Origin of the sequence: Paenarthrobacter sp. NPDC091669 (assembly GCF_044756725.1) — a bacterium.
GTDB lineage: Bacteria > Actinomycetota > Actinomycetes > Actinomycetales > Micrococcaceae > Arthrobacter > Arthrobacter bambusae_C.
Window position 1 is genome coordinate 39787 of sequence record NZ_JBIVTK010000005.1, and the last position, 24795, is coordinate 64581.

20 protein-coding genes are annotated in these 24795 nt (G+C 63.9%); 14 read left to right on the forward strand and 6 right to left on the reverse strand.

Annotated features, from left to right (window positions below):
• Positions 1–8: 8 nt before the first annotated feature.
• The 7 genes from hemQ to hemL all read left to right on the forward strand — a co-directional run bounded on the left by hemQ (position 9) and on the right by hemL (position 7235).
• A complete protein-coding gene (gene hemQ, locus ACIQLI_RS09950) occupies positions 9–710 on the forward strand; it encodes a hydrogen peroxide-dependent heme synthase (protein WP_089595661.1) in 702 nt (233 codons plus the stop codon).
• Positions 707–1930: a ferrochelatase gene (locus tag ACIQLI_RS09955; RefSeq protein ID WP_400387676.1), complete on the forward strand. Its 1224-nt coding sequence runs from the start codon at positions 707–709 to the stop codon at positions 1928–1930. The genes hemQ and ACIQLI_RS09955 overlap by 4 nt, the downstream gene beginning before the upstream one ends.
• Positions 1927–2925: a hydroxymethylbilane synthase gene (gene hemC, locus ACIQLI_RS09960; RefSeq protein ID WP_400387679.1), complete on the forward strand. Its 999-nt coding sequence runs from the start codon at positions 1927–1929 to the stop codon at positions 2923–2925. Before ACIQLI_RS09955 ends, hemC begins: the two co-directional genes overlap by 4 nt.
• A complete protein-coding gene (locus ACIQLI_RS09965) occupies positions 2912–3790 on the forward strand; it encodes a uroporphyrinogen-III synthase (RefSeq protein WP_400387682.1) in 879 nt (292 codons plus the stop codon). Before hemC ends, ACIQLI_RS09965 begins: the two co-directional genes overlap by 14 nt.
• Entirely contained in the window at positions 3787–4767 is a 981-nt protein-coding gene (hemB, locus tag ACIQLI_RS09970) for a porphobilinogen synthase (RefSeq protein ID WP_354228090.1), read from the forward strand. The genes ACIQLI_RS09965 and hemB overlap by 4 nt, the downstream gene beginning before the upstream one ends.
• On the forward strand, positions 4767–5843 hold the full coding sequence (locus ACIQLI_RS09975; RefSeq protein ID WP_354228092.1) for an LLM class flavin-dependent oxidoreductase: 1077 nt from the start codon (positions 4767–4769) through the stop codon (positions 5841–5843). Before hemB ends, ACIQLI_RS09975 begins: the two co-directional genes overlap by 1 nt.
• Positions 5844–5915: 72 nt before the next feature.
• A complete protein-coding gene (hemL, locus tag ACIQLI_RS09980; protein WP_400387686.1) occupies positions 5916–7235 on the forward strand; it encodes a glutamate-1-semialdehyde 2,1-aminomutase in 1320 nt (439 codons plus the stop codon).
• 98 nt (positions 7236–7333) lie between these two features.
• Here the strand turns inward: hemL and ACIQLI_RS09985 are convergent, their stop codons facing one another.
• The gene (locus tag ACIQLI_RS09985) at positions 7334–7579 is read right to left on the reverse strand and encodes a hypothetical protein (RefSeq protein WP_400387689.1); all 246 of its coding nucleotides are present in this window, start codon (positions 7577–7579) and stop codon (positions 7334–7336) included.
• On the opposite strand from ACIQLI_RS09985, the gene ACIQLI_RS09990 reads away from it, so the two are divergent.
• Complete coding sequence (locus ACIQLI_RS09990; RefSeq protein ID WP_400387691.1) at positions 7551–8624, forward strand: glycoside hydrolase family 3 N-terminal domain-containing protein; 1074 nt, start codon at positions 7551–7553, stop codon at positions 8622–8624. The two genes, ACIQLI_RS09985 and ACIQLI_RS09990, sit on opposite strands and share 29 nt — an antisense overlap.
• A 63-nt stretch (positions 8625–8687) precedes the next feature.
• Here the strand turns inward: ACIQLI_RS09990 and ACIQLI_RS09995 are convergent, their stop codons facing one another.
• The 4 genes from ACIQLI_RS09995 to ACIQLI_RS10010 form a co-directional block, all read right to left on the reverse strand.
• Positions 8688–9425 (reverse strand): amino acid ABC transporter ATP-binding protein, encoded by a 738-nt coding sequence (locus ACIQLI_RS09995; RefSeq protein WP_207594071.1) that lies wholly within the window; start codon positions 9423–9425, stop codon positions 8688–8690.
• Entirely contained in the window at positions 9422–10186 is a 765-nt protein-coding gene (locus ACIQLI_RS10000) for an amino acid ABC transporter permease (RefSeq protein ID WP_105690693.1), read from the reverse strand. Before ACIQLI_RS10000 ends, ACIQLI_RS09995 begins: the two co-directional genes overlap by 4 nt.
• 12 nt (positions 10187–10198) lie before the next feature.
• Positions 10199–11149: an ABC transporter substrate-binding protein gene (locus ACIQLI_RS10005; protein WP_354228103.1), complete on the reverse strand. Its 951-nt coding sequence runs from the start codon at positions 11147–11149 to the stop codon at positions 10199–10201.
• A 323-nt stretch (positions 11150–11472) separates the two neighbouring features.
• Entirely contained in the window at positions 11473–12183 is a 711-nt protein-coding gene (locus tag ACIQLI_RS10010) for a 3'-5' exonuclease (protein ID WP_400387694.1), read from the reverse strand.
• Positions 12184–12249: 66 nt separating this feature from the next.
• On the opposite strand from ACIQLI_RS10010, the gene ACIQLI_RS10015 reads away from it, so the two are divergent.
• The 3 genes from ACIQLI_RS10015 to ACIQLI_RS10025 are packed head-to-tail and all read left to right on the forward strand — an operon-like array spanning position 12250 to position 19534.
• Positions 12250–12666 carry an MGMT family protein gene (locus ACIQLI_RS10015; RefSeq protein ID WP_400387696.1) on the forward strand — a complete coding sequence of 139 codons (417 nt, stop codon included), beginning with the start codon at positions 12250–12252 and terminating at the stop codon, positions 12664–12666.
• A complete protein-coding gene (locus ACIQLI_RS10020; protein ID WP_400387698.1) occupies positions 12663–16013 on the forward strand; it encodes an ATP-dependent helicase in 3351 nt (1116 codons plus the stop codon). The genes ACIQLI_RS10015 and ACIQLI_RS10020 overlap by 4 nt, the downstream gene beginning before the upstream one ends.
• Complete coding sequence (locus ACIQLI_RS10025) at positions 16010–19534, forward strand: ATP-dependent helicase (RefSeq protein ID WP_400387700.1); 3525 nt, start codon at positions 16010–16012, stop codon at positions 19532–19534. Before ACIQLI_RS10020 ends, ACIQLI_RS10025 begins: the two co-directional genes overlap by 4 nt.
• A 58-nt stretch (positions 19535–19592) precedes the next feature.
• Here ACIQLI_RS10025 and ACIQLI_RS10030 read toward each other — a convergent pair whose 3' ends face one another.
• Positions 19593–20861, reverse strand: coding sequence for a macrolide 2'-phosphotransferase (locus tag ACIQLI_RS10030; protein WP_400387702.1), 1269 nt, complete (start codon positions 20859–20861; stop codon positions 19593–19595).
• A gap of 172 nt (positions 20862–21033) precedes the next feature.
• Here ACIQLI_RS10030 and nudC point away from each other — a divergent pair, with 172 nt between their 5' ends.
• The 3 genes from nudC to ACIQLI_RS10045 are packed head-to-tail and all read left to right on the forward strand — an operon-like array spanning position 21034 to position 24760.
• On the forward strand, positions 21034–22023 hold the full coding sequence (gene nudC, locus ACIQLI_RS10035) for an NAD(+) diphosphatase (protein ID WP_400387704.1): 990 nt from the start codon (positions 21034–21036) through the stop codon (positions 22021–22023).
• Positions 22020–24152 carry an ATP-dependent DNA helicase UvrD2 gene (locus tag ACIQLI_RS10040; protein ID WP_400387706.1) on the forward strand — a complete coding sequence of 711 codons (2133 nt, stop codon included), beginning with the start codon at positions 22020–22022 and terminating at the stop codon, positions 24150–24152. The genes nudC and ACIQLI_RS10040 overlap by 4 nt, the downstream gene beginning before the upstream one ends.
• Positions 24152–24760, forward strand: coding sequence for a M48 family metallopeptidase (locus ACIQLI_RS10045; RefSeq protein WP_400387709.1), 609 nt, complete (start codon positions 24152–24154; stop codon positions 24758–24760). Before ACIQLI_RS10040 ends, ACIQLI_RS10045 begins: the two co-directional genes overlap by 1 nt.
• Positions 24761–24795: the final 35 nt, after the last annotated feature.

Sequence of the window (24795 nt, forward strand, 5' to 3'; positions counted from 1 at the left end):
CTTGAACCATGAGCCACACTTCTGCCGAATCTGTCACTAAAACTGCTGAAACCGAAGAACAGTTCTACACGCTGTGGACGGTCTTCAAGCGCTCGGCCGACGTCCTGCGCAGCGGCGATGCTGCCCAGGAATTCGAAGCCCTTGCGGAGAAGCTCGCCGAAGGTGGAGTCATCCTCCGCGGCAGCTACGACGTCTCGGCGATGCGCTCGGACGCGGACATCATGGTGTGGCTCCACGGACCCAAGCCGGAGGACCTGCAGGCCGCCGTCCGTTCCATCCGCCGCAGCAAGCTTTTCGCCGGCACCGACATCGTTTGGTCGGCCATGGGCGTGCACCGCGAAGCTGAGTTCTCCAAGAGCCACGTGCCGGCCTACGCGCGCGGAGTCGAGCCGAGCACCTGGCTCTGCGTCTACCCGTTTGTCCGCTCCTACGAGTGGTACCTGCTTCCGACGGACGAGCGCGGCAAGATGCTCCGTGACCACGGCCTGCTGGGCCGCGAATTCCCGCAGGTCATCTCCAACACTGTTTCCTCCTTCGCGTTGGGTGACTGGGAATGGATCCTTGGCCTCGAAGCACCTGAATTGGTGGACCTGGTGGACCTTATGCGCCACCTGCGCGCCACCGAAGCGCGCCATCACGTTCGTGAAGAAATCCCCTTCTACACCGGCCGCCGTGTCACGGCTGCCGAGATTGCCGAGGTTCTCGCATGACCGGCCCCGTTGTCTCCACAGCACTGAACGCCGTCACCGAGCGTGGCCGCCAGGAAGCAGCGCGTTACGACGCCGTGCTGCTGGCGTCCTTCGGCGGTCCCGAGGGCCAGGATGACGTCATTCCGTTCCTGCGAAACGTCACCCGTGGCCGCGGCATCCCCGATGAGCGGCTCGAAGAGGTCTCGCACCACTACCGCGCCTTCGGCGGCATCAGCCCCATCAACCAGCAGAACCGGGAACTGAAGGCCGCCATCGAGGCCGAACTGGCCCGCCGCGGCATCGAACTGCCGGTCCTTTGGGGTAACCGCAACTGGGATCCTTACATCGCTCCCGTGCTCCAGGACGCCTACGACGCCGGTCACCGCCGGCTTCTGATGCTCACCACCAGCATCTACTCCTGTTACTCCAGCTGCCGCCAGTACCGCGAGGACATCGGCGTTGCACTGACGGAAACAGGGTTGGACGGCAAGCTCCAGGTGGACAAGATCCGCCAGTATTTCGACCACCCAGGCGTCGTCCAGCCCTTCCTGGAGGGTACGTCTGCGGGCTTGGAAGAGATCCGTGGCAAGCTCACCGCTGCTGGCGAGGCTGATCCCGATTCGAAGATCCGCGTCCTGTTCGCAACGCACTCCATCCCTACGCGGGATGCCGAGGCCGCTGGCCGGTCCGGGGACGAGCCCCGCGAATTCGCCGAGGGCTCGGCCTATGCTGCCCAGCACCTGGCCAATGCCAAGGCCATCATGGATGTTGTGGCGCCCAACGTCGCCTGGGACTTGGTGTACCAGTCCCGTTCCGGCGCCCCGCATATCCCGTGGCTTGAGCCGGACATCAACGACCACCTAGAGGAAATCGCCCCCGAAGGCGTCCGCGGCGTCGTCATTGTTCCCCTCGGCTTCGTCAGCGATCACATGGAAGTTGCCTGGGACCTTGACACAGAGGCCCTGGAAACCTGCAAGAACCTGGGTGTCGAAGCTACCCGTGTTCCCACCCCGGGTACGCACGCGGCTTTCGTGTCCGGCCTGGTGGACCTCATCTGCGAACGCACGGTGGAGAACAACATCGCCGAACGCCCCCACGTCACGGACCTTGGGCCCTGGTATGACGTCTGCCGCCCCAACTGCTGCGAGAACTTCCGTGGGGCGAAGCCCGTCATTTCAGAAGTTGGCACCACGGTGGGCATCGGCCACGACGCCTACCCGGCTGCGGAGGCTGCCAAGTGACCGTTCGCATCGGCACCAGGGCCAGCAAGCTGGCACTGACGCAGACGCAGCAGACCGCGGATAAGTTGTCCGCGGTTGGCGGCTTTCCGGTAGAGCTGGTTCACATCAAGACCGAGGGCGACGTCAAAACCGGCTCCCTTTCCCAGATGGGCGGAACGGGCGTATTCGTCGCCGCCTTGCGTGATGCGTTGCTGGCCGACACTTGCGATGTGGCCGTGCACTCCCTCAAGGACCTGCCCACCGGTGCAGCCCTTGGCCTGAGCATTGCCGCAACGCCCCAGCGGGTGGATGTCCGTGACGTTCTCTGCGCACGGGACGGAATGACGCTCTCTGAGCTGCCAGGCGGGGCCAAGGTCGGCACAGGCTCACCACGCCGCGCTGCCCAGCTCCGGGCAGCCCGGCCGGATATCGAGGTTTTGGACATCCGCGGCAACGTGGATACCCGCCTCGGCCGGGTTCCCGGCCTGCCGGGCAACATCACGGATGAGGTTGTGCCGGGCAAGTCCTGCGACCTTGACGCCGTGGTGTTGGCCGCCGCTGGATTGGAACGAATGGACCGGTTGGACACCGTCAGCGAGTTCTTCGAAACGAACATCATGTTGCCCGCACCGGGGCAAGGTGCGTTGGCCATCGAATGCCGGACTGAGGACGCTCCGCGCCAATCAGGGTCCACTGCGGGTTCAAACGGCGTCCTGGCCCAAGCCTTGGCGGCATTGAACGACGACGACACCCGGCTGGCGGTAACAGCCGAGCGTGCCGTATTGGCCAGGCTCGAGGCAGGCTGCGCCGCTCCAGTGGGTGCCTACGCCTTCCGCAAGGGCAGCATGCTGTACCTGGAAGCCGTGGTCTGCGCAGTGGATGGCACCAAGACCGTCCGTGAGAAAAAGGCCACCGATGGGCTGACGGAAGTTGGCGCCACGTTGCTCGGCATCGAGGTGGCTGAGTTGTTGCTCGCTGCCGGCGCCGCGGAGATCGCGGACCTTGCCGCGTCCTAAACCGCATGATCCCCGAGGACTGACCGGTCGGCGCATCCTGATCACCAGGAGCGCCGACCGTGCCAAGCCGCTGGCGTCGTTGTTGACCGGCCTCGGAGCCGCACCTTTGGTGCTGCCCCTGATCGATTTTGAACGGGCAAAAGACCAAGCGATCCTGGACGATGTCCTTGACCGCCTGGCCGACGGTGAATTCGATTGGTTGGTGATCAGCAGCATTACCAGTGCCCGTGTCCTTCTTGAAAAGGCTGCAGAGCGGGGAACAAACCCGGCAGGCTTGGTTCCGGAGGCTACCCGCGTGGCCACCATCGGCCCGTCCTCGTTGCGGGTCCTGGAATCCATTGGCCTCTCCGTCCACTTGGCGCCGACGCAGCTTCAGTCTGCTGACGGCCTGGTGGAACTGTGGGAGTCCGCACCGGCCCGGGTACTCCTTCCCCAGGCCGATATCGCGGCCCCCGGCTTGCGGGAAGGCCTGGCGTCAAAAGGTGCTGACGTGACCTCTGTGGTTGCCTACCGCACTGTGGACTACCCGGCCGTGGCTGAACTCCGCCTGACGGCGGAACTGCCCGCCGCCGTCGAGGCTTCCGAGGACCGCGTGCCGCCAATGCTCAGCCCGGACGAGGCACGGGCTGCCCTCGACGCGGGCACAGTGGACGCCGTGGTGGCTGCCTCACCCAGCGCCGCACGCCGCATCGCCCACACCTTGCCGCCGCTGGGCAGATGCCGGTTGGTGGCGATCGGGCGTCCGACGGCGGCGGAGGCCTCGCGCCTTGGACTGACCGTGGCTGCCACAGCCAAAGAACCAACCCCGGACGGCATCGTGGCCGCCTTGGAATCTGTTTTCGCCAACGAAGGGAACCCGCAATGAGCTTTCCAAACCATCGTCCCCGCCGTCTGCGCACCACTCCCGCCATGCGCAGGCTCACCGCCGAGAACCGGCTGGCACCTGCAGACCTGATCCTTCCGGCGTTTATCCGCGAAGGTCTCACCGAACCGAGCCCCATCAGCTCCATGCCGGGTGTGGTCCAGCACACCACTGATTCCCTGAAGCGCGCTGCAGCTGAAGCCGTGGAGCTTGGAGTGGGTGGCATCATGCTGTTCGGCGTCCCCGCCGTGCGCGATGCGCAGGGCACGGCCTCCCTTGATCCGGAAGGCGTCCTGAACAAGGCCATCCGCGACGTCAAGACTGAGGTGGGCGATGACTTGGTCATCATGGGCGACGTTTGCCTGGACGAGTTCACGGACCACGGCCACTGCGGGGTCCTCGACGCTGATGGTTATGTAGACAACGACGCCACACTGGAGATCTACGGACAGATGGCTGTTGCCCAGGCCGACGCGGGCGCCCACGTACTGGGACCGTCGGGCATGATGGATGGGCAGATCGCCGTCATCCGCCAGGCGTTGGAGGAATCCGGCCACAAGAACACCGCTGTCCTCGCCTACGCGGCCAAGTATGCCTCTGCGTTCTACGGTCCGTTCCGTGAAGCGGTCGACTCCCAGCTCAAGGGTGATCGCCGCACCTACCAAATGGATGCGGCCAACCGCCGGGAGGCCATCCTGGAAGTGGAACTGGACCTTGAAGAAGGTGCCGATATGGTGATGGTCAAGCCTGCCATGAGCTACCTGGATATCCTTGCCGATGTCGCAGCGATGAGCCCGGTGCCGGTCTCGGCCTACCAAATCTCCGGTGAGTACGCCATGATCGAAGCTGCTGCGGCCAACGGCTGGATCGACAGGCGCGGTGCCATCACTGAATCCGTCCTGGGAATCAAGCGTGCCGGAGCCGATACCGTGCTGACCTACTGGGCCTCCGAACTGGCAGGCTGGCTGAAGGAGTCCTGATGACATCCGTTTCTTCCGACCCCGTGGCGCCGGTAGCAGCCAATGAGATCCTCCTGGGCCTGAACACTTTTGGCGATGCCGGCGTAGACGCCGACGGGAATCCCAAGGAACATGCCCGCGTCCTCCGCGAGCTGCTCGAAGAAGCGAAGCTGGCCGACGCCGTCGGAATCCATGCCTTCGGGGTGGGAGAGCACCACCGCCGGGACTTCGCAGTGTCCGCACCCGAGGTCTTCCTTGCAGCCGCCGCCGCAGTGACATCCCGGATTCGCCTGGGCTCGGCCGTTACCGTGCTGAGCTCGGATGATCCCATTCGTGTTTTCCAGCGCTTCTCCACTGTGGATGCGCTGTCCAACGGCAGGGCTGAAGTGATGCTGGGCAGGGGCTCGTTCGTGGAATCCTTCCCGCTCTTCGGCCTCGACCTGGCTGACTATGAAGTCCTTTTCGAGGAGAAGCTGGAGCTCTTCGACAAGGTACGTGCCCAGAAACCGGTCCACTGGGAGGGCCGTACCCGCCCCAATGTCAACGGACTGCAGGTGTACCCAAAATTGCAGCACCATTTGCTGCCTGCCTGGATTGGCGTTGGCGGAACACCCGAGTCCGTGCTGCGCTGCGCCGAATACGGCTACCCGATCATTTTCGCCATCATCGGGGGAGAACCCCGCCGCTTTGCCCCTTTGGTGAACCTGTACCGCGATGCGATGGCGAAGTACGGTCACCCGATGCGCCAGATCGCAACCCACTCTCCGGGTTTCATCGCCGATACGGACGAGGCCGCCCGGGAGGAACTCTTCCCGCACTGGCTGGACCAGCGCAACAGGATCGGCGCAGAGCGCGGCTGGGGTCCGGGAAACCGCAGTGAATTCGAGGCCATGTGCGGCCCCGAAGGCGCACTTTACGTGGGTTCGCCGGAAACCGTTGCTCAGAAGATCGTGCTGCTCAAACGCACCTTGGGTGTGGACCGCTTCGACCTGAAGTACAGCAACGGGACCCTGCCCCACCAATCCATGATGCGCTGCATCGAGCTCTACGGCACCGAGGTGGCCCCGAGGGTCGCCGGGCTGCTTGCTTCCGAATAGGCGCACCGCCGCAAACCGGCCGCTCCTGGATCACTAACCGGCTGCTCCTGAATCACTGAAAGAATAGGAACCATGACTTCCAACACCCCTGTGTCCGATCAGCTCTTCGACCGCGCCCGGTCCCTCATGCCTGGTGGCGTGAACTCCCCGGTCCGTGCCTTTGGATCCGTAGGTGGCAACCCGAAGTTCATGGTTTCGGCCAAGGGCGCCTACCTCACGGACGCCGACGGCAAAGAATACGTGGACCTCGTCTGCTCCTGGGGGCCCGCGCTGCTGGGCCATGCCCACCCTGCCGTACTCGACGCCGTGCACGCTGCCGTGGACCGGGGCCTGTCCTTCGGTGCTTCCACTCCGGATGAGGCCAACCTGGCCCAGATCGTCAAGGACCGCGTGTCCGCCGTCGAGCGCCTGCGCATGGTGTCCACCGGCACCGAGGCGACCATGACCGCCGTACGCCTTGCCCGCGGCTTCACCGGCCGCAACCTGATCATCAAATTCGCTGGTTGCTACCACGGCCACCTGGACGGTTTGCTGGCAGCCGCCGGTTCCGGCGTTGCCACCCTGGCCCTTCCGGGCTCGGCCGGCGTCACCGAGGCAACAGCGGCTGAAACCCTGGTCCTGCCCTACAACGATCTCGCCGCCGTCGAGGCTGCTTTCGCTGCCCATGGCCAGAACATCGCTGCCGTCATCACGGAAGCAGCACCCGCCAACATGGGTGTTGTCACTCCGGGAGAGGGCTTCAACGCAGGCCTGTCCCGCATCACCAAGGAGCACGGGGCCCTCCTGATTGTGGACGAAGTCCTGACCGGTTTCCGCACGGGCTACTCCGGCTACTGGGGCCTGACAGGCCGCCAGGAAGGGTGGGCGCCTGACCTGCTCACCTTCGGCAAAGTCATCGGCGGCGGAATGCCGACGGCGGCACTCGGCGGCCGTGCCGACGTCATGGACTACCTTGCTCCCGTTGGCCCGGTCTACCAGGCGGGCACGCTGTCCGGAAACCCCGTGGCCATGGCCGCCGGCCTAGCCACACTGACCCATGCGACACCGGAGGTCTACGCCTACGTAGACGCCCGCTCGCTGGAACTCTCCGCGGCACTTTCGTCAGCTCTGGATGCTGCAGGCGTTGACCACTCCATCCAGCGGGCAGGGAACCTGTTCTCTGTTGCCTTCGGTACCTCGGCCCACGGCGTGCACAATTACGACGACGCGCAGGCTCAGGAGAGCTTCCGCTACGCACCGTTCTTCCACTCCATGCTGGACTCGGGCGTTTACCTGCCGCCGTCGGTCTTCGAGGCATGGTTCCTGTCTGCTGCCCACGACGACGCAGCAATGAACCGTATTTTTGAGGCTCTTCCCGCAGCTGCACAGGCTGCTGCCGGCGCCACGGCCTGACCCTGCTGATGCCCCGGGCTGGTGCGGAAAGCACTTGGCCGGGGCATTGCTGTGCCCGCACGGGGTAGGCTCGCAGGTGGAAACCCACCCCCAACGAACTAACGGTTTACCATGCGCAAGACCCAGAGAATTGCATCCTTCGGTGTAAGCATCGCGACGGCTGGAGCTTTGCTCGCCATAGCGTCCGGTTGCTCAAGCGGCAGCGGAAGCACCGTCCCACCCTCAACGGAAGCGACGCCGTCGCCCGCTTCCTCTTCGCCGCCAGGCACTACGCAGCCAGCCACCGCATCAGCTGCGCCAACAAAGCCATCCACGGTGCCTTCGCCCTCCGCTGCACCTGCCACCAGCGCTCCTACGGCTGCGGAGCAACAGCTGGCGGCGCTAAGTCTTGAACAAAGGGTAGGCCAACTGTTCATGGTGGCGGCCAAGGCCACCGGCGCCGAGCCGGGAACCATGCAGGCGTTGAAGGATTACCACACGGGCAACGTCTACCTGAGCGGGCGCAGCAAGGCAGGCAGTGCTGCCACCGCTGGCGTCGTGTCGTCGTTGACGGGAACGGTTTCCAGTGCCACCACCGGCGGGGTGCCCCTCTTCGTGGCTACCGACCAGGAGGGCGGGTATGTCCAGGTTCTTTCGGGTCCGGGGTTCTCGACAATTCCCACCGCATTGGTGCAGGCAGGGGCCGGGCAGTCAAAGCTCCGTGCCGATGCTGCAATCTGGGGCAAGGAGCTGCGAAGCGCCGGCGTCAACGTCAATCTTGCGCCCGTGCTGGACACAGTCACCAGCCCGGAGTTTGCACCGTCCAACGCCCCGATCGGCCACTTCCAACGCGAGTACGGCTATGCACCCGGCACGGTATCGACCCTTGGAAATGCCTTTGCCGATGGCATGAAGGACGCCGGCGTAGCCCCTGTAGTGAAACACTTCCCAGGCCTGGGCAGGGTAGTGCCCAACACCGATGTCACCAGCGATGTCAGGGATACCTCCACCACCCGGAACGATCCCGCCCTGGAGCCGTTCCACGCTGCCATCACGTCAGGTACGCAGTGGGTCATGGTATCGAATGCCTACTACGACAAGATCGACCCCGCGAACATCGCACCCTTCTCGCCTACGGTGATGGACACCATGCTGCGTGCAGACGCCGGCTTCACGGGGATTGTTCTTTCCGACGACCTCTGCAGCGCCGCGCAACTGGAAGCCTGGTCCGATGCGGACCGCGCCCTGAACTTCTTTGGGGCCGGTGGGACCATGCTGGTGTGCGCAGATCCTGCGAGCATTCCTGCCATGCACCAGGCCGTGGTGAAGAAAGCCACTACAGATGCTTCCTTCCGCGCCAAGGTGGATGCTGCCGCCCTGACAGTGCTGCGGGTCAAAGCAGGGCAATGATCACAGCAAAGAACCCCGCCTTCACAAGGAAGGCGGGGTTCTTTGGGCTGGCGCTTGTCCTGGCTAAAGGACGTCCGACAGGAAGCCCTGCAGGCGTTCCGTTTGCGGATTGGTGAACAGCTGTTCCGGGGGACCGGACTCCACCACCACACCGGCGTCCATGAAGGTCACGACGTCGGAGACGTTGCGGGAGAAGCCCATCTCGTGGGTCACCACCACCATGGTCATGCCGCCTTGGGCCAGATCCGTCATCAGGGCGAGGACGCCCTTGACGAGTTCCGGGTCCAATGCGGAGGTGGCTTCATCGAAGAACATGACCTCGGGCTTCATGGCCAGCGCGCGGGCAATCGCTACGCGTTGCTGCTGTCCACCTGAGAGGTTGGCTGGCCGGGCGTCGGCCTTGTGCTTCAAACCCACCAGGTCCAACTGGGCCAGGGCTTCATCGCGGGCCTGTTCCTTGGACATGCCACGGAGCTTGCGCAGGGCCAGCGAAATGTTCTCCGCCACCGTCTTGTGGGGGAAGAGGTTGAACTGCTGGAAGACCATGCCAATGCGGCGGCGCAGTTCGTCCGGGTTGTCCTTGAGGACCGAGCGTCCATCCAGCAGGATGTCCCCCTGATCCGGCTCGATGAGCCGGTTCATCACACGCAGGAGCGTTGATTTGCCCGAGCCCGAGGGGCCGATCACGGAGGCCGTGGTGCCTTTCTCGACGTGCAGGTCAATGCCCCGCAACACGTGGTTGCTGCCGAAGGACAAATGGATGTTCTTCGCCGTCAATGTTCCTGAAGCGAATTCGCTCATGCCTGGGCTCCCTTTCCTACCACTGCTGCTGCCTCATCCGGCTCCTTCTTCTCCGGCCGGCCGGAACGCATGCGGGCATCAATCCAGTTCACGAAGTGCGTGAGCGGGATGGTCAGCGCGAGGTAGAAGATGGCTGCAGCGACATACGGGGACAGGTTGCCGCTGTTGGCGGCGGCATCCTTGCCGATCTGGAAGATTTCACGCTCTGTGGCCAGAAGACCCAGCATGAACACCAGCGAGGATTCTTTGATCAACGCGATGAACTGGTTCACCAAGGCAGGAAGAACCCTGCGGATTCCCTGGGGCACCACCACGAGGCGCATGGACGAGCCGTAGCTGAACCCGAGGGCTCGGGTCGCTTCGAGTTGCCCCTTGTCCACGCTCTGGATGCCGGAACGGAAGATCTCGCCGATGTACGCGCCCGACATCAAGGACAGCGCCGCGATGGCCATCGGGTAAGGGCTGGTGGAGCCCGTCAGTTCACGAATGATGGGGCCGAAACCGAACCCGATCACCAGGATGGTCAGCACGGGAGGAAGCCCGCGGAGAATGTCCGTGTAGATGCGGGCTACCCACCGTGCTGCTGCGTTCCGGGAAATCCCCATCAGGGCGAGCAGCATCCCAAGTGCAGTCCCGATGATGCCCGAGACTACGGCAAGGACGATGGTGTTGGGCAGGCCGACGGCGAACATCTTGGGGAGGACTTCGCCTATTGCCTCCCAGTCAAAGAAGGACTCGGCCAGTTGATTGAGGATATCCATGGAACGCCTTGGTTACTTGGTGGGGATCTGGACGGCCTTGCTGCCCGGCTTCCAGCCCTGGGGGGTCTGCTCGGCAGCAGTCGGACGGTCCTTGTACCACTCGGCCGTGAGCTTGGCCCAGGTGCCGTCAGCAATGACAGCGTCCAAGCCGGAGTTCAAAGCGTCGATCAGCGGCTGGTTGTCCTTGTTCACTGCGTACGCGGTGAAGTTCTGGGTGTTGACAACCTTCTCTGCGATCTTGGTGTTGTCGCCTTCCTTGACCTGGCCCTCGGCCTGCTGGGAAGGAGCAACCCACGCGTCGATCTGGCCGTTCTTCACATTGCCGTAGACCGTGTTGTAGTCAGGGAAACGGACCGGCTCGATCTTGAGCGTGTTCGTCATGTAGTCATCCTGGACAGTGCCCTGGACGACGCCGATGCGGAGGCCCTCCTTGACGTCGGCGAAGCCGGTGACCTTGGAGTCGCTCTTGGTCACGATGGCCATGTAGCCGAAGTCGTAGCCGTTGGTGAAGCCGACCGTCTTGCGGCGGGCGTCCGTGGTGGAGATCGAGGAGGATCCGACGTCGAACTGCTTGTTGCCCACCTGGGACAGGAGCGCAGAGAAGTCGGTGGACGCGAACTCGACCTTGAGGCCCAGCTTGTCGCCAATGGCGCGCAAGAGCTCATTGTCGTAGCCGGTGAACTTGCCCGAAGGGTCGATGAAGATGTTCGGCGGGGCGTCCGAGAGGGTGCCCACGCGAAGGGTGCCGTCGGTGATGAGGCCCAGCTTGGACTTGTCGATCTTGTCCAGCGGCGTCACCTCAGCCGTGGTGAACGTGTCGAGCGATTTCTGGTCGCTGCCGGCCAGTGCATCAGTGGGCGAACCGCTGGGCTCGGAAGTTCCACCGCCGCAGGCTGCCAGGGAAATCACCAGGGCTGCGGCCACGGGGGCAACAGACAGCCACTTAGGGGCTTTGAATTTCATAAAGAAATCACTTTCATCGGGTCACGGAGACGATTCACGGTGGGCGGGGAATGTGGCAACCGAAAGAAGGTTCGCTGCCTTAGCAGACTTCAACCCGCCAAACTTAATTATGTCACCAGCCCGCCAGAGCATAGTGAATCGAAGAAATGGTGGTTAACACTCGATTTCGCCGAACATAGTTCCCGCATCGACTTCTTCGACCGCCGTACTATTCCGGCGCTGCCAAGGCTCGTGGAATCCAAGCGCGACGGAGGCTAAAACACGGGTTCCCGGGAATCATGTGACATGCGTCGCACAGCGAAGCCCGACGGGGCCTCCCCGGCTTAGAAACCGCCCCGGCTGGCGTCCTCGGGCGGCAGGACCGGCCACTCGCCCTCAATGACCGCAGTGGGTTTGCTGCGCCGCAAGTACTGCTGGAAATCGGCGGCCTGCGACGCCGCCCAGTCTACTTGCAGTTGGTGGAGGGTGGCTGCCGGCATCTGCAGCTTGGGGAACTTGCCGGCCATCGCGTCCAGGACACGGAGAGTGGCGAGTGCATCCGCGGCAGAGGTGTGGGCGTTGCTCAGATCCACGCCGTACTCCTCGCACAGAGCCGTGAGGGTGCGCTTGCCCTTGCGGTACCGGTCCACTTGCTTGTTCATGACGTAGGGATCCAGCACAGGGAACCGGCTTAGCTGCGGTACGCCATAGCGGGCGGACTCGGCCGCCAGTACCGTGAAGTCGTAACTGGCATTGAAAGCGATGACCGGAGTTCCGGCGTCGAAAAGTTCCTGGAGAACCGCGGCAACTTCACGGGTAACCTCCGCGGCCGGGCGGCCTTCCGCGCGGGCCCTCTCGGTGGTCACACCATGTACTTCACTGGCCTCAAGGGGGATCTCAACACCCGGATCGGCCAGCCATTCGTGTTCGGCAATGAGCTCTCCGTTTGCATCAACAACTGTGATCGAAGCGGTGACGATCCGCGCCGACCGCGAGTTCTTCCCGGTGGTCTCGAGGTCGAATGCGGCGCGGGAGAGGGTGTTCCAGGAGCTCATATCTTCAAGCTACCGGCTGGGTCCGACAGTCTTTGGGCGCGACACTCCTGCCGTTACGCTGAACACATGCGGATGGAGTATGTGACGGCGGTTCTTGGCGTCGTGGACCTCGTACCACCGGGTTCGGCGGTTTCCTACGGCGACGTCGCAGAGCTCCTGGGTGCCGGCGGACCGCGCCAGGTCGGCGCAGTCATGAGCCACTACGGCAGCTCCGTGGCCTGGTGGCGCGTCCTGCGGGCAAGCGGGGAAGCTCCGCCCGGTCACGAGGTGGATGCCCTGAAGCATTACCTGCAGGAATCCACCCCGCTGCATGGTGCCTACGAGGCCTTCCTCAGGACGGGTGAAGGCCGTTGGCGGGTTGACCTGGCAGCGGCGCGATGGGCGCCTTCGGACGACGACTTCGATCAACTTGATGTGATCTCTGACCAGTTGGAGCGTCAACTCCATAAATTGTCGGTGCCCGATGATGAAATGACTGTGTGACCGCCACTCCTGCCAAAACCCGCCAAGCACCGGACGCTCTTCGCCTGCTGCCTCCGCGCGAGACCCACTATGCGGCACCCGTTCTGTCCCCGGATCAGCAAGCGGTCGTTTCCCTCCGGCAGGGGAGCGGCCCCGTTCTTGTGCCCGGGGGGCCAGGCACGGGCAAGTCAACGGTGCTCGTGGAATCCGCAGTGCGCCGCGTCCGTGAAGATGGACTGAATTCGGAGCAGATCCTCATACTCGCCCCCGGGCGCCACGCCGCCGCAGCTTTGCGCGACACTTTCACCGGACGGCTGGACCGCAGCCTCAGTACGACGCCGGCACGCACCTGGGCGTCGTACGCCTTCGACGTCATTCGGAGGGCGAAGGCCGAGGGCGTCATACCCTTGGCCAGACCCCCAAAGCTCCTCTCAGGTCCGGAGCAGGACCTCATTATCAAAGAACTCCTTGAAGGCCATGCGCGGCCGGGTTTCCAGCTGCCTTGGCCGGAGGATCTCAGTGCGGCCCTTCCCACCCGGGGCTTCCGCCACGAGATCCGCCAGTTGTTCGACCGCATCATTGAGTCCGGCCGTACAGCTGAGGATCTGGTGGGGCTCGCCTACAAGTGCGGACGTCCCGATTGGATGGCCGCAGCGGAGCTCTACAGCGAATACCGGGACGTCCTGGACCTCCGCATGCCCGAGGCCTTTGACCCCGCAGGAATCATCACTACGGCTCGTCAGATCTTCCAGGATTCGCCGGCATTCCTGGCCGCGGAACGTGAACGCCTCCAGCTGATCCTGGTGGACGACGCCCAGGAATCCAATCCTGCGATCTTTGAACTTCTCGCCGATATATCGGAGGGCAAGGACGTCGTGGTCACCTACTCCCCGGATACCGTAGTGCAGGGCTTCCGCGGTGCCCGTCCTGACCTTGTGGCCGAGTTGCCTTCTCTGTTGAGTGGCCTGCAGGGCACGGTCACTGAACGTCCGTTGTGGTTCACCCACCGGCACCTGCCCGTGGTAGCCGAGGCCTGGACACGCGTCGCGTCACGTATTTCCCAGCGTTCCGGCGGTCAGCTGGCCAGGCGGCTTGAGCAACCCACAGGTCCGGACACTGAAGGAAAGACGCCTGCCAGCGATGGCAGGGTGGAAGGGCATGTGCTGCCGTCCGCGGTGCATGAGCTGCGCTACGTAGCCCAGCGGATTCTGGAAGCCCAGCTGAGGGAACACCGGGAGTTCAGCGACATCGCCGTCATCGTGCGGAACGGTGGCCAAATTTCACAGATGCAGCGCTACCTGAGCGGCCAGGGAATACCGGTGCGCGTTCCGGTGGCAGACTCGGCTGTCCGCGACGAAGTAGCTGTGCGTCCTCTGCTGGAGGCCTTCGCCATTGTCCTGGACCCGGCAAGGTTGACGCCGGAAACGGCTGTGTCGCTGCTGACATCGCGCATCGGCGGAGCCACCGCCATTGAATTGCGCAGGCTCAGGCAGTCACTCAGGCGCGAGGAACTCCTGGGTGGAGGCGGCAGATCCAGCGATGCCCTGCTGGTGGAAGCGCTGCTGGAGCCCGGAGCGCTGGCGTCGCTGGGAATTGAAGGCAGCGCGGCCCGCCGTCTTGCCCGCATGATCGCGGCAGGTTCCACAGCCGCTGCCGAGCCCGGTGCCAATGCGGAGTCAGTCTTGTGGGCTTTGTGGCAGGCCACCGGTTTGTCGTCGCGCTGGGCGGACATGGCGCTGGAGGGTGGCAACGCCGGCGCACGTGCGGATCGCGACCTCGACGCCATGATGGCCCTGTTCCATACGGCCGAGCGCTTCGTAGACCAATTACCCGGATCCGGTCCCGAGCAATTCCTGGACTATCTGTTGAACCAGGAACTTCCCATGGACACGCTTGCGGCACGTGCCCAGCTTGAGGCGTGCGTGGAGATCATGACCCCGGCCAGCGCAGCGGGACGGGAGTGGCCCGTGGTGATAGTGGCCGGTCTCCAGGAAGGCGTTTGGCCGAATACCCGCCTGCGTGGTGAACTGCTTGGCAGCACCGTCTACGCCGACGCCGTGGAGCACGGAGTGGACTACGCCGTGCGGCGGGGACCACTGAGCAAGCTCCGCGACATCCGCTATGACGAACTCAGGAGTTTCTCCACGGCGGTTTCCCGGGCCCGTGAAGTCTTGATCTGCACGGCCGTCTCCTCTGAAGATGACCAACCCTCGGCGTTCCTGGACTACGCAGCGCCGTTGGAGCCCGGCCAGTACAAACGCGACTACACTCCCGTGGACCGCCCCATGACACTCAGGGCGCTCGTCGCGGAGCTGAGGCAGCACGCGCAGTCGGAGGAGTCCATTGCCGGCGGCGTCAGCGTTACCGCTGCAGGGCAGGAAGCAGCGCGGATACTGGCCCGGCTTGCCAGCACGGATCCACCCGTTCCGGGGGCCCACCCGGACACATGGTGGGGTTTGGCACCGCTCAGTTCCAGTGAGCCTGTTGTCCCTCCGGGAGGTGTAGTTTCCGTTTCGCCATCCAAGGTTGAAGCTGTCCATAAGTCGCCACTGGATTGGTTCGTCCAAGCCGCTGGTGGTGAGGCCGCGACTGATTTCGCGCGAAGCCTCGGCACGCTGGTTCACAGTATTGCCCAGGAACTGCCCGAGGCCTCGGGATCAGAATATGTGGCTGAACTCGTCCGCCGGTGGCCAACCTTGGGCATGAAGGATAACTGGGAAGGGAAGCTCGACTTCCAACGCGCAGAACAGATGGTGCGCAAACTGGCCCAGTACATCCTCATCATGCGCAGCGAGGGAAGGAGCTTGCTGGCCGTAGAGCACGACTTCGAAGTAGAGCTCCCTGAAGTCATGCTCGATTTCTCGGACCCGGCAGATCCCGACGCGGTTGCCACCCGGCAGGCCGTGCTCCGGGGTCAGGTGGACCGCCTCGAGGTTGATTCCCAGGGCCGGCTTGTGGTGGTGGACCTCAAGACTGGCAGGCGTCAACCGGGCAAGGCCGAAGTTGCCAGGCATCCGCAATTGGGTGCTTATCAGGCCGCGGTGCTCAAAGGTGCCTTCCAGGACGCTGGAACCGGCGAAGAAACGCTCGACGCCGGATCCCGCACCGGCGCTGCTGGTTTCGCACCCGGCGGCGCGGTGCTGGCACACCTTGGAACCAAGACAAAGACGCCTGCAGTGCAGCAGCAGGACCCCCTGGATCCTTCCGTGAACTGGGCGGAGGAGCTGGTCAACGACGCTGCTGCCTTAATGGCAGGGGCCTCATTCGAAGCACGGCACGATCCCGGCAAGAGCGGGCATGGCGGCCATGGGTGCCGGCTCCCGGATGTTTGCCCGTTGTGCGCCAGAGGAAAGCAGGTCACCGAATGACAACAGAGCTCCTGGACGGATTTGCCGCCGCGCTGCCCGGCACCCGTGGCGGCATGCATGTTCCCGCGCCCCGTTTCTCTCCGTCGGAGCTGGCCGGCATCCTTGGCGAGAAGAACCATCCCACGGCTGAACAGTCGGACATCATTGCCTCTTCACTCTCACCCCGGCTGGTGATCGCCGGGGCTGGCTCCGGTAAGACAGCTACCATGGCGGACCGGGTGGTGTGGCTCGTTGCCAATGGGTGGGTCCGTCCGGAGGAAGTGCTTGGCGTGACGTTCACGCGTAAAGCTGCCGGCGAACTGGCCAGCCGGATCCGAAGCAAACTGGCCACCCTCCAGCGCATCGCGGCAGAGGACGATGGCAGCATCGGGTTCCCGGAGGGGCTCCTGGGGGCTGACGACCTCGAACCCAAGGTTTCCACCTACCACTCCTATGCAAGCGGCATTGTGACCGACTACGGGCTGCGGCTGGGCATAGAGCGCGACGTCGTCCTGCTGGGTGGGGCACAGTCCTGGCAGCTGGCCAGCGAAGTAGTAGAGGCCTACGACGGTGACTACGAGCATTTCACGGCGGCCAAGTCCACTTTGGTCAACGCCGTCATCCAGTTGGCGGGGGAGTGCGCCGAACACCTTCAGGATCCTGGCTCAGTACGCAACTGGGTGTTGGAACGCGTGGAGACCTTCGAGCAGCTTCCCTATGTAGCTGGTGCCAGCAAAAACCCCACCCAGGCGGCAGCATCGTTGGCCGCCATGCTCCGGACCCGCGCCAGCGTGGCAGACATGGTGGTGCGCTACCAGGAAGCAAAGCGGCAACGCGGAGTCCTTGATTTTGGGGACCTCGTGGCCCTTGCTGCCCGGATCGCCAGCGACATTCCACTTGCCGCGTCCACGGAACGGGCCCGGTACAAAGTGGTCCTCCTGGACGAATTCCAGGACACCTCCCATGCCCAGCTGGTGCTCTTCTCACGCCTCTTCGGCCAAGGTCACGCAGTGACTGCGGTAGGGGACCCCAACCAGTCGATTTATGGATTCCGGGGTGCCTCGGCCGGGCAGCTCTTCCACTTTGTACAAGAGTTCCCGGTCCGGCACACGGACACCACCGACGACTCAGAAACTTATTCAGTGGCTCCGACCTCGTACCTGACCACCGCCTGGCGGAACGGCAGGAACATCCTTGAGGCAGCCAACACCATCGCCGCGCCGTTGAACAATGCTGCGGCCGCGGACGGCCCGGCAGGGGACAGGAACACAGCCGGCAACGTAGCAGTCCCGGCTCTGGCCCCGAGTCCGGCGGCGGTGGATGGAAGTGTGGTGATCGGCCGCTTCAGCACGGATGAGGACGAAGCTGCCGTCATTGCCCGCGATGTCCGCCGCTACAGACGGACCGTCTTCGAGGAAGAGAAGGACGGGACGCCCGTCAAACCGACCATGGCTGTCCTGTGCCGGAGGCGGGCACAGATGGAGTGCCTCCGCCGGGAGTTCGAGCTGCAGGGAATCGCTTATGAGATCGTGGGTCTTGGCGGCCTGTTGGACACTCCGGAAATCGTGGACCTGGTGGCCACCTTGCGGGTGTTGGCTGATCCCGGGCGGTCCGATGCCTTGATGAGGCTGCTGGCCGGTGCCCGATGGCGTATTGGTCCGGCAGACCTGATGGCCTTCAATGACTGGTCGCGTTTCCTCGCCCGCCGCCGGTCAAACCCGGGCACCGCTTCCGAACCCATGGATGACAACGAGGAACCAGCCGCAGTAGTGGTTGAAAGTGACATCACCGATGCCTCGAGCCTGGTGGAGGCCCTTGACTTCCTGCCCAAGCCCGGCTGGACGTCCGGGCATGGTCGCACCCTGAGCCCCGCAGCCCTGGAACGACTGACCCGGCTTGCCTCGGAACTTCGTTCCCTCCGGAGCTACATAGGGGATGACCTCACAACGCTCCTTGGTGAGGTTGAACGCGCCATGCTCCTGGATATCGAGGTTGCCGCCAAGCCGGGCATCAGCATCCACCAGGCCCGCCGGAACCTGGATGCGTTCCAGGATGCCGCGGCCGGATTCCTGCAGACATCCCAACGGATTGACCTGCTGGCCTTCTTGTCGTGGTTGGAGGCAGCGGCCTCTGAAGAAGGCGGATTGGACCTGGCCCCTGTGGAGACCAACCGGGAAGCTATACAGTTGCTGACCGTTCACGCCTCGAAGGGGCTGGAGTGGGACGTCGTCTTCGTCCCAGGCCTCAATGCCGGATCATTCCCCAGCACCAGGGATTCACGATGGAGCAGTGGGGCTGCGGCGCTGCCTTGGCCGTTGCGGGGCGACCGCGCCGACCTTCCGCAGTGGGACCTGGACCAGCCGGACCAAAAGGGGTGGGTGGACGCAGAGAAGGATTTCAAGGCCGAGGTCCAGCATCACGGTGAGGCCGAGGAGCGGCGGTTGGCTTATGTGGCGTACACTCGCGCAAAGTTCGTCCTGTGGGCGTCCAGTGCTGCTTGGAACGGTTCGCGCTCCGGAATGGCCGGTATGTCCGCCTTTCTCTCCGACTTGGCGCCTCTTGCGGGAGTTGCCGCAGGCGAAGGTACCGGGACGCCCGCAGGCCGGACAGGCTCAGCGGTGGTTCATCCCGAATCCGTGGCCGAGGAAACACTCCCGGAGGAAAGCCCACTGACCACCACGCTTGAAGTTGCCGGGTTCCCTTATGACCCCCTTGAAGGTCCGTCCGATCCCCGGACGGGCGCCCGTCTTAGGCTGGCTCCCGGACGCAGGCTGGCAATGGACCAGGCCGCGGCGAACGTCCGTGCGTTCATCGCCGACGCAAATCACCAGACACAAGCACCTGAGCTCACGGGCCCGGCGGCGAAATGGGCCCAGGAAGCAGACCTGCTCCTCGACCGTCAACAGCAACGCAAGACCACCCAGGACGTCCACCTTCCGAGTCACATCTCTGCCTCACTCTTCGTGGACCTCGGCACGGACCCGGCTGCAGTGCTTTCGCAGCTCCGCAGGCCTGTGCCACGTGAACCCGGTATTTCGGCGCGTAAAGGCACGGCCTTCCATGCGTGGGTTGAAGAGTACTTCGGTACTACGGGCATGCTTGACCTCGATGAGGCCCCGGGGTCGGATTCCCACGTCGACGAGGCATACGGCTTGGACGAGATGGTGGCGTCGTTCAAAAAGTCCGAGTGGGCCCAACGTGCGCCCGCCTTCGTCGAGGTGCCTGTGGAGACTCGAATTGGCGACGTCGTGGTCCGGGGACGCATAGATGCCGTCTTCCTGGACGCGGACGGACGCTGGCAGTTGATCGACTGGAAAACCGGCCGACGACCCGCGGGTCAGCAGTTGGCGACGCGTGCGGTGCAGTTGGCCGTTTACCGGCTTGCATGGGCCCGGCTCAAGGGTGTGCCCCTCGAAGAGGTCAGCGCGGCGTTCTACTACGTAGCGGACGACTCAGTGGTCAGGCCACACGATCTGGGTACCGCCGTCGAACTGGAACGGATCGTTGCCAAGGCATTGGAGACCAGCGGCCAGGGGCGCTAGCGCCGTCGGCGCCAGGGCCGACCAGCGCTTGGGGGCCAGTGGGTGCCAGCGCTGGGTGCTAGGACCGATTGGCTGTGTGGAGCGGCGTCACCTGGACCACGCTGATGGCGGCAGTGGACGTGTCGTCCTGATCGTTGGTGCTGGGGGAGTGGCTGTCCCCGGGCCGGTCGGGCTTCCCGGCTTCCGCTGAGTCAGCAGCTGATTCCGGGGCGGTAGTGCCCTCCGGCGCTGACTCCGGAGGCTGCTCCGGGGACGTGGCAGACGGCTCCGGTATGGCTGCCACCGTAACCGTGGGGCCGGCGTCGGGAATCGACACGACACTCACGGGTGGGTTTTGGCTTACTGCAGTGGCGGCAGCCTGGATTTCGGCGGCCTCATCCTCGGCGGCCTGCGCTGCTTCTTGGTCACGCCTAGCTTGCTCGTCAATGTCATCGGAGAGTGCCTGAAGCATTGACTCTGCCTCCGCCGTCATGCTCTGGTGCCCGGCAGCCATGGCCTTAACCAAGTACTGGGCCAAAGCGAACTCGGCCAACAGGGCTGCACGCCGGAGCAAATGAACGTCGGGCGTCTCACGGCGCGCCTGGGTGTAGTGGTTCAGTACGGCCTCTACGAACGACGCTTCGTTCGATGCCACCAGCCATGCGAAGTCGTCGGCCGGGTCACCAATCCGGAGATCGGTCCACCCCGTCAGGGCAGTCACGGAGTCATCCTGCACCATGAGGTTGTCTTCGTGGAGGTCACCGTGGACCACCGAAGTATTGAACCGCCACAGCGCCACGTCTTCCAGGGCGTGCTCCCAGCGCCGCAGCAGGGTGGCGGGAATCTTGCCGGTGGTTGCCGCCTGGTCCAATTCATTGAGCTTCCGCTGCCGGAACTCGTTGGCAGAGTAGCTGGGCAGGTCCGCGTTGGTCACCAAGGTCAGAGGGAGGTCATGAATGGCAGCCAGCGCTGAGCCGATCTCCCTGGCAAGTGCGGGACTCCCGGCAGACAGCTCTTCAATGGAGAGCATTGCGCCGTGCAGGTGGGTGTAGACAAAAGTGGTGAGGTCGCCTTGGCGCACAGTGCCGGCAATGGTTGGCACGTGGAAGGGCAGCTCTGCGCGAATGGACGGGGCGAAGGCGCGCAGCACCATGAACTCGGTTTCCAGCCGGGTGCTGGCCTCCGGATGGCGCGGCGAACGGACGCGCCAGCGTTTGCCATCCGCGTCGAGCAGCAACGCCGAGTCGAAGTCGGCGTCGTCGTCGGGGGAAAAGGCTGTAGCCGTCGGCGCCAGGCCAGGCACCGCCGCGGTTGCTATAGCGGCCAGTTCGAGCGGTGTTCTTCTCACCTTCCCAACGGTAGATTGAGTGAGGCCTGTGGCCATGATGCAGTGCGGCGAGTCTTCAGATCCGCCGTAAAACAGGGCATTTCTGCGGGCGTTTGACGCCCGGGCGGGATGCATCCACAAGGGGTGACCCTCCCAAATGTTTTTTGTCGGTACGAGTCAGTACGGTAGATACATGAGCTATACGGAGTCACCGGCGCTGGCCAACCACCTGATGGAGACCGTTCTTCCAGTGCGCCCTGCCATGGTGGATCGTGGCTCCGGGGTCCGGATTAAGCCCGGCATGGTGGAGGACCTTGTGGCTTCCGGCACGGCCAAGGCCATGGTTGTTTCCCAGCGCAAGGCTCTCGTGACTGCTGATGGACTGTGGTTCGGGGACGCCACGTCCCTGTGGAATGCCCTCAGGGGAGCAGATCACGGTACCACCACGGCTGTCTATCTGGGCATCACGTTGGAATCGTCGTCCTTGCCTCAAGGCACGCCTGTTCTGTTGTTTACCGTTGTGGAACCCCCAGCGCCGGGCACCGCTAAAATTCCTGCGGATGCCCAGTGGGCGGGCTTCCGGGAAGTCGCCGGCCGATTGGATGCCAGCGATACTGCGCTGTTCATCGAGGCCAGTGCAATCTCCAACTGGCACGCGACGCACACGCACTGCCCGCAGTGTGGCACTCCCACGGATATCGAGGCCGGCGGGTGGGTGCGTCGGTGCCCCAAGGACAATTCAGAGCACTACCCCCGGACGGATCCCGCGATTATCGTCACGGTGGTTGGTCCGGACGGCCGCCTTCTTCTGGGCGGTGGGGGTCCCACGGACGCCAGGAATTACTCCACGCTCGCGGGCTTCGTGGAACCTGGAGAATCGCTGGAGCAGGCGGTTGTCCGGGAAATCGGCGAAGAAGTAGGTGTGCGCGTGTCGGCATGCCAGTACCTCGGCTCACAGTCCTGGCCCTTTCCCGCTTCGCTCATGCTGGGCTTCACCGCCACCACTGAAGACTCGGTTGCCCGGCCGGATGGCGTTGAAGTCACCAGGGCGCGCTGGTTCAGCCGCGAAGAGTTGCAGGCAGCTGTTTCCAGCGGCGAGATCACCATTTCCTCGCGTCTCTCCATTGCGCGTTCACTGATTGAACATTGGTACGGCGGCGTTATCGAAGACCTCCAGCCGTGACCGAGGACGTTTTCGACGCCGGTGGTTCACTTGAGGAACGCATCCTCGGCGGCTTGGATGAAGAACAGCGCGAAGTAGCAAGTACCTTGACCGGGCCCCTGTGTGTTCTCGCGGGAGCGGGAACGGGTAAGACGCGTGCCATCACCCACCGCATCGCGTACGGGGTCCACTCCGGCGTGTACAGTCCACAGCGGTTGCTGGCCGTAACGTTCACGGCGCGGGCCGCAGCAGAGATGCGCAGCAGGCTTCGGGACCTTGGTGTGGCGAATGTCCAAGCCCGTACGTTCCACGCAGCGGCCCTGAGGCAGTTGCAGTTCTTCTGGCCTCAGGCCATTGGCGGTACGTTGCCGAATTTGCTGGACCACAAGGCCAATATGATCGCGGAGGCTTCCCGCAGGCTTCGGCTCAGCACCGACCGCGCAACCATCAGGGATCTGGCCGCGGAAATCGAGTGGGCCAAAGTGTCCATGCTCACACCCGCCAACTACCTTGAGAACGCCCAGGACCGCGGAACCCCCGGTGGTTTTGACCTCACGGCGGTATCCAGGGTGTTCCAGGCATATGAGGACATCAAGACCGACCGGAACGTCATCGACTTCGAAGACGTCCTCCTGATCACCGTAGGTATTCTCCAAGAGGACCCGAAAGTGGCAGCGACGGTCCGGGAACAATACCGCCACTTCGTGGTGGACGAGTACCAGGACGTCTCCCCGCTGCAACAGCGGCTCCTGGATCTGTGGCTTGGCGGCCGGAACGAGTTATGCGTGGTGGGCGATGCCAGCCAGACAATTTACTCCTTCACGGGCGCCTCGCCCAAGCACCTCTTGGGGTTCAAAGCGCAGTTCCCGGATGCCACCGTTGTTAAGTTGATCCGCGACTACCGGTCCACCCCGCAGGTGGTGAAGTTGGCCAATGACCTCCTCGGGTCCCGGCGAAGCGGTGGACCCGTTGCGGATGCTGCCTGGGCGCCGCCTCTTAAACTTGTGGCCCAGAGGCCGGCCGGTCCCGAACCGCGCTTCATGGAATGCCCCGATGACGAGGCTGAAGCTGCAGTGGTGGCAGGCCGGATCCAGGAACTGCTTGATACCGGAATCAAGGCCAGTGAGATCGCCATCCTGTTCCGCACCAATGGGCAGTCCGAAGCGTATGAACAGGCACTCGCTTCAGCCGGCATCGGGTACCAGCTTCGAGGCGGCGAGCGGTTCTTTGCCCGCAAGGAAGTCCGCGATGCCATCCTCCAACTGCGGGCCGCAACCCGGGCCGTTGCCGAAGGTCCGCAGGAACCGCTCGGGCAGATCGTCCGGGACATTGTCGCCTCGCTTGGTTATACCGACGCGGCGCCGCACAACGGAGGTGCCCTTCGTGAACGCTGGGAATCCTTGGCGGCATTGGTCTCTTTGGCTGATGAACTTGCCGTCAGCCGCGGCGAGGCTTTCACGTTGGCCGAATTCGTCAACGAACTCCAGGAACGCTCGGTGGCCCAGCACGCACCTACCGTCCAAGGCGTCACCCTTGCATCCCTTCACGCGGCCAAGGGACTGGAATGGGATGCCGTGTTCCTGGTGGGCCTCAGCGAAGGACTCATGCCCATCTCCTTCGCAGACACCCCGGAAGACGTTGATGAGGAGCGACGATTGCTCTACGTCGGAATCACCCGGGCACGGGAACACCTGAATTTGTCATGGTCCACGGCCCGCACGCCGGGTGGCCGTGCCAACCGCAAGCCATCGCGGTTCCTTGACGGACTCCGACCCAACTCAGTGGCGTCCGCAAACGCCCGGAGCAAGACAGGTCCCACGCGCCGGAAAGCCGCCGCACCGGCGTCGTGCAGGGTGTGCGGAACCATGCTCGCCAGCGGTGCCGAACGCAAGGTGGGACGTTGCAACCAGTGCCCGCCGTCCTATGAGGAACAAACCTTTGATGCGCTAAGGCAGTGGCGCAAGGATGAAGCGAAGTCCGCCGATGTCCCCGCCTATGTTGTTTTCACTGATGCCACGCTCACTGCCATCGCCGAGGCCAAGCCATCGTCGCTGGAGGAGTTGGCCGGTTTGGCGGGAATCGGGCCGTCCAAACTCGAACGCTACGGTGAAGCGGTCCTTGCGGTCTTGGCCGAGAGCACCGAGCTCTGATGGCGCGCCGAACGGCTGCGGATGCTGACGTTCCCCTGGTCACCGACGACGGCGCTCCCGTGGTCGTGCGCCGATCAGCCAGGCGGCGCAGGACGGTTGCTGCTTTTTGGGAGGATGGCAAAGCCGTTGTTGCCATCCCTGCCAGCTTCACAAAATCCCAGGAACGGGAGTGGGTCCACCGCATGCTGGCCAAGCTGAAGAAGCAGGGCGAGCGGCGGTCAGGCCAGGGCAAGCGTCGCCCGGCGACAGACGAAGTCCTCGCGGAGCATGCCGCGCATCTTTCGCGGACCTATCTGGGCGGGCGGGCCGTCCCGACGTCCGTTCGTTGGGTCAGCAACCAGAATTCACGATGGGGCTCTGCCACTCCGGCGGACGGCACCATCAGGCTTTCCAACAAGCTTCAGTCCATGCCGCAGTGGGTTATCGACTACGTTCTGGTGCACGAGCTCGCGCATTTGCTGGTGGCGGGGCACAACGCCGATTTCTGGAGGCTGGTGGAGTCGTATCCCGAGACACAGCGCGCAAAGGCCTTTCTGGAAGGTGTTGCCTTTGCCACCTCGAGGGGTCTTCCGCCGGATTCAAACCCCGCGCCGGATACAGGAGCTTAACGCAGCAACGGCCACCCCGTAGATGGCGGCCGTTG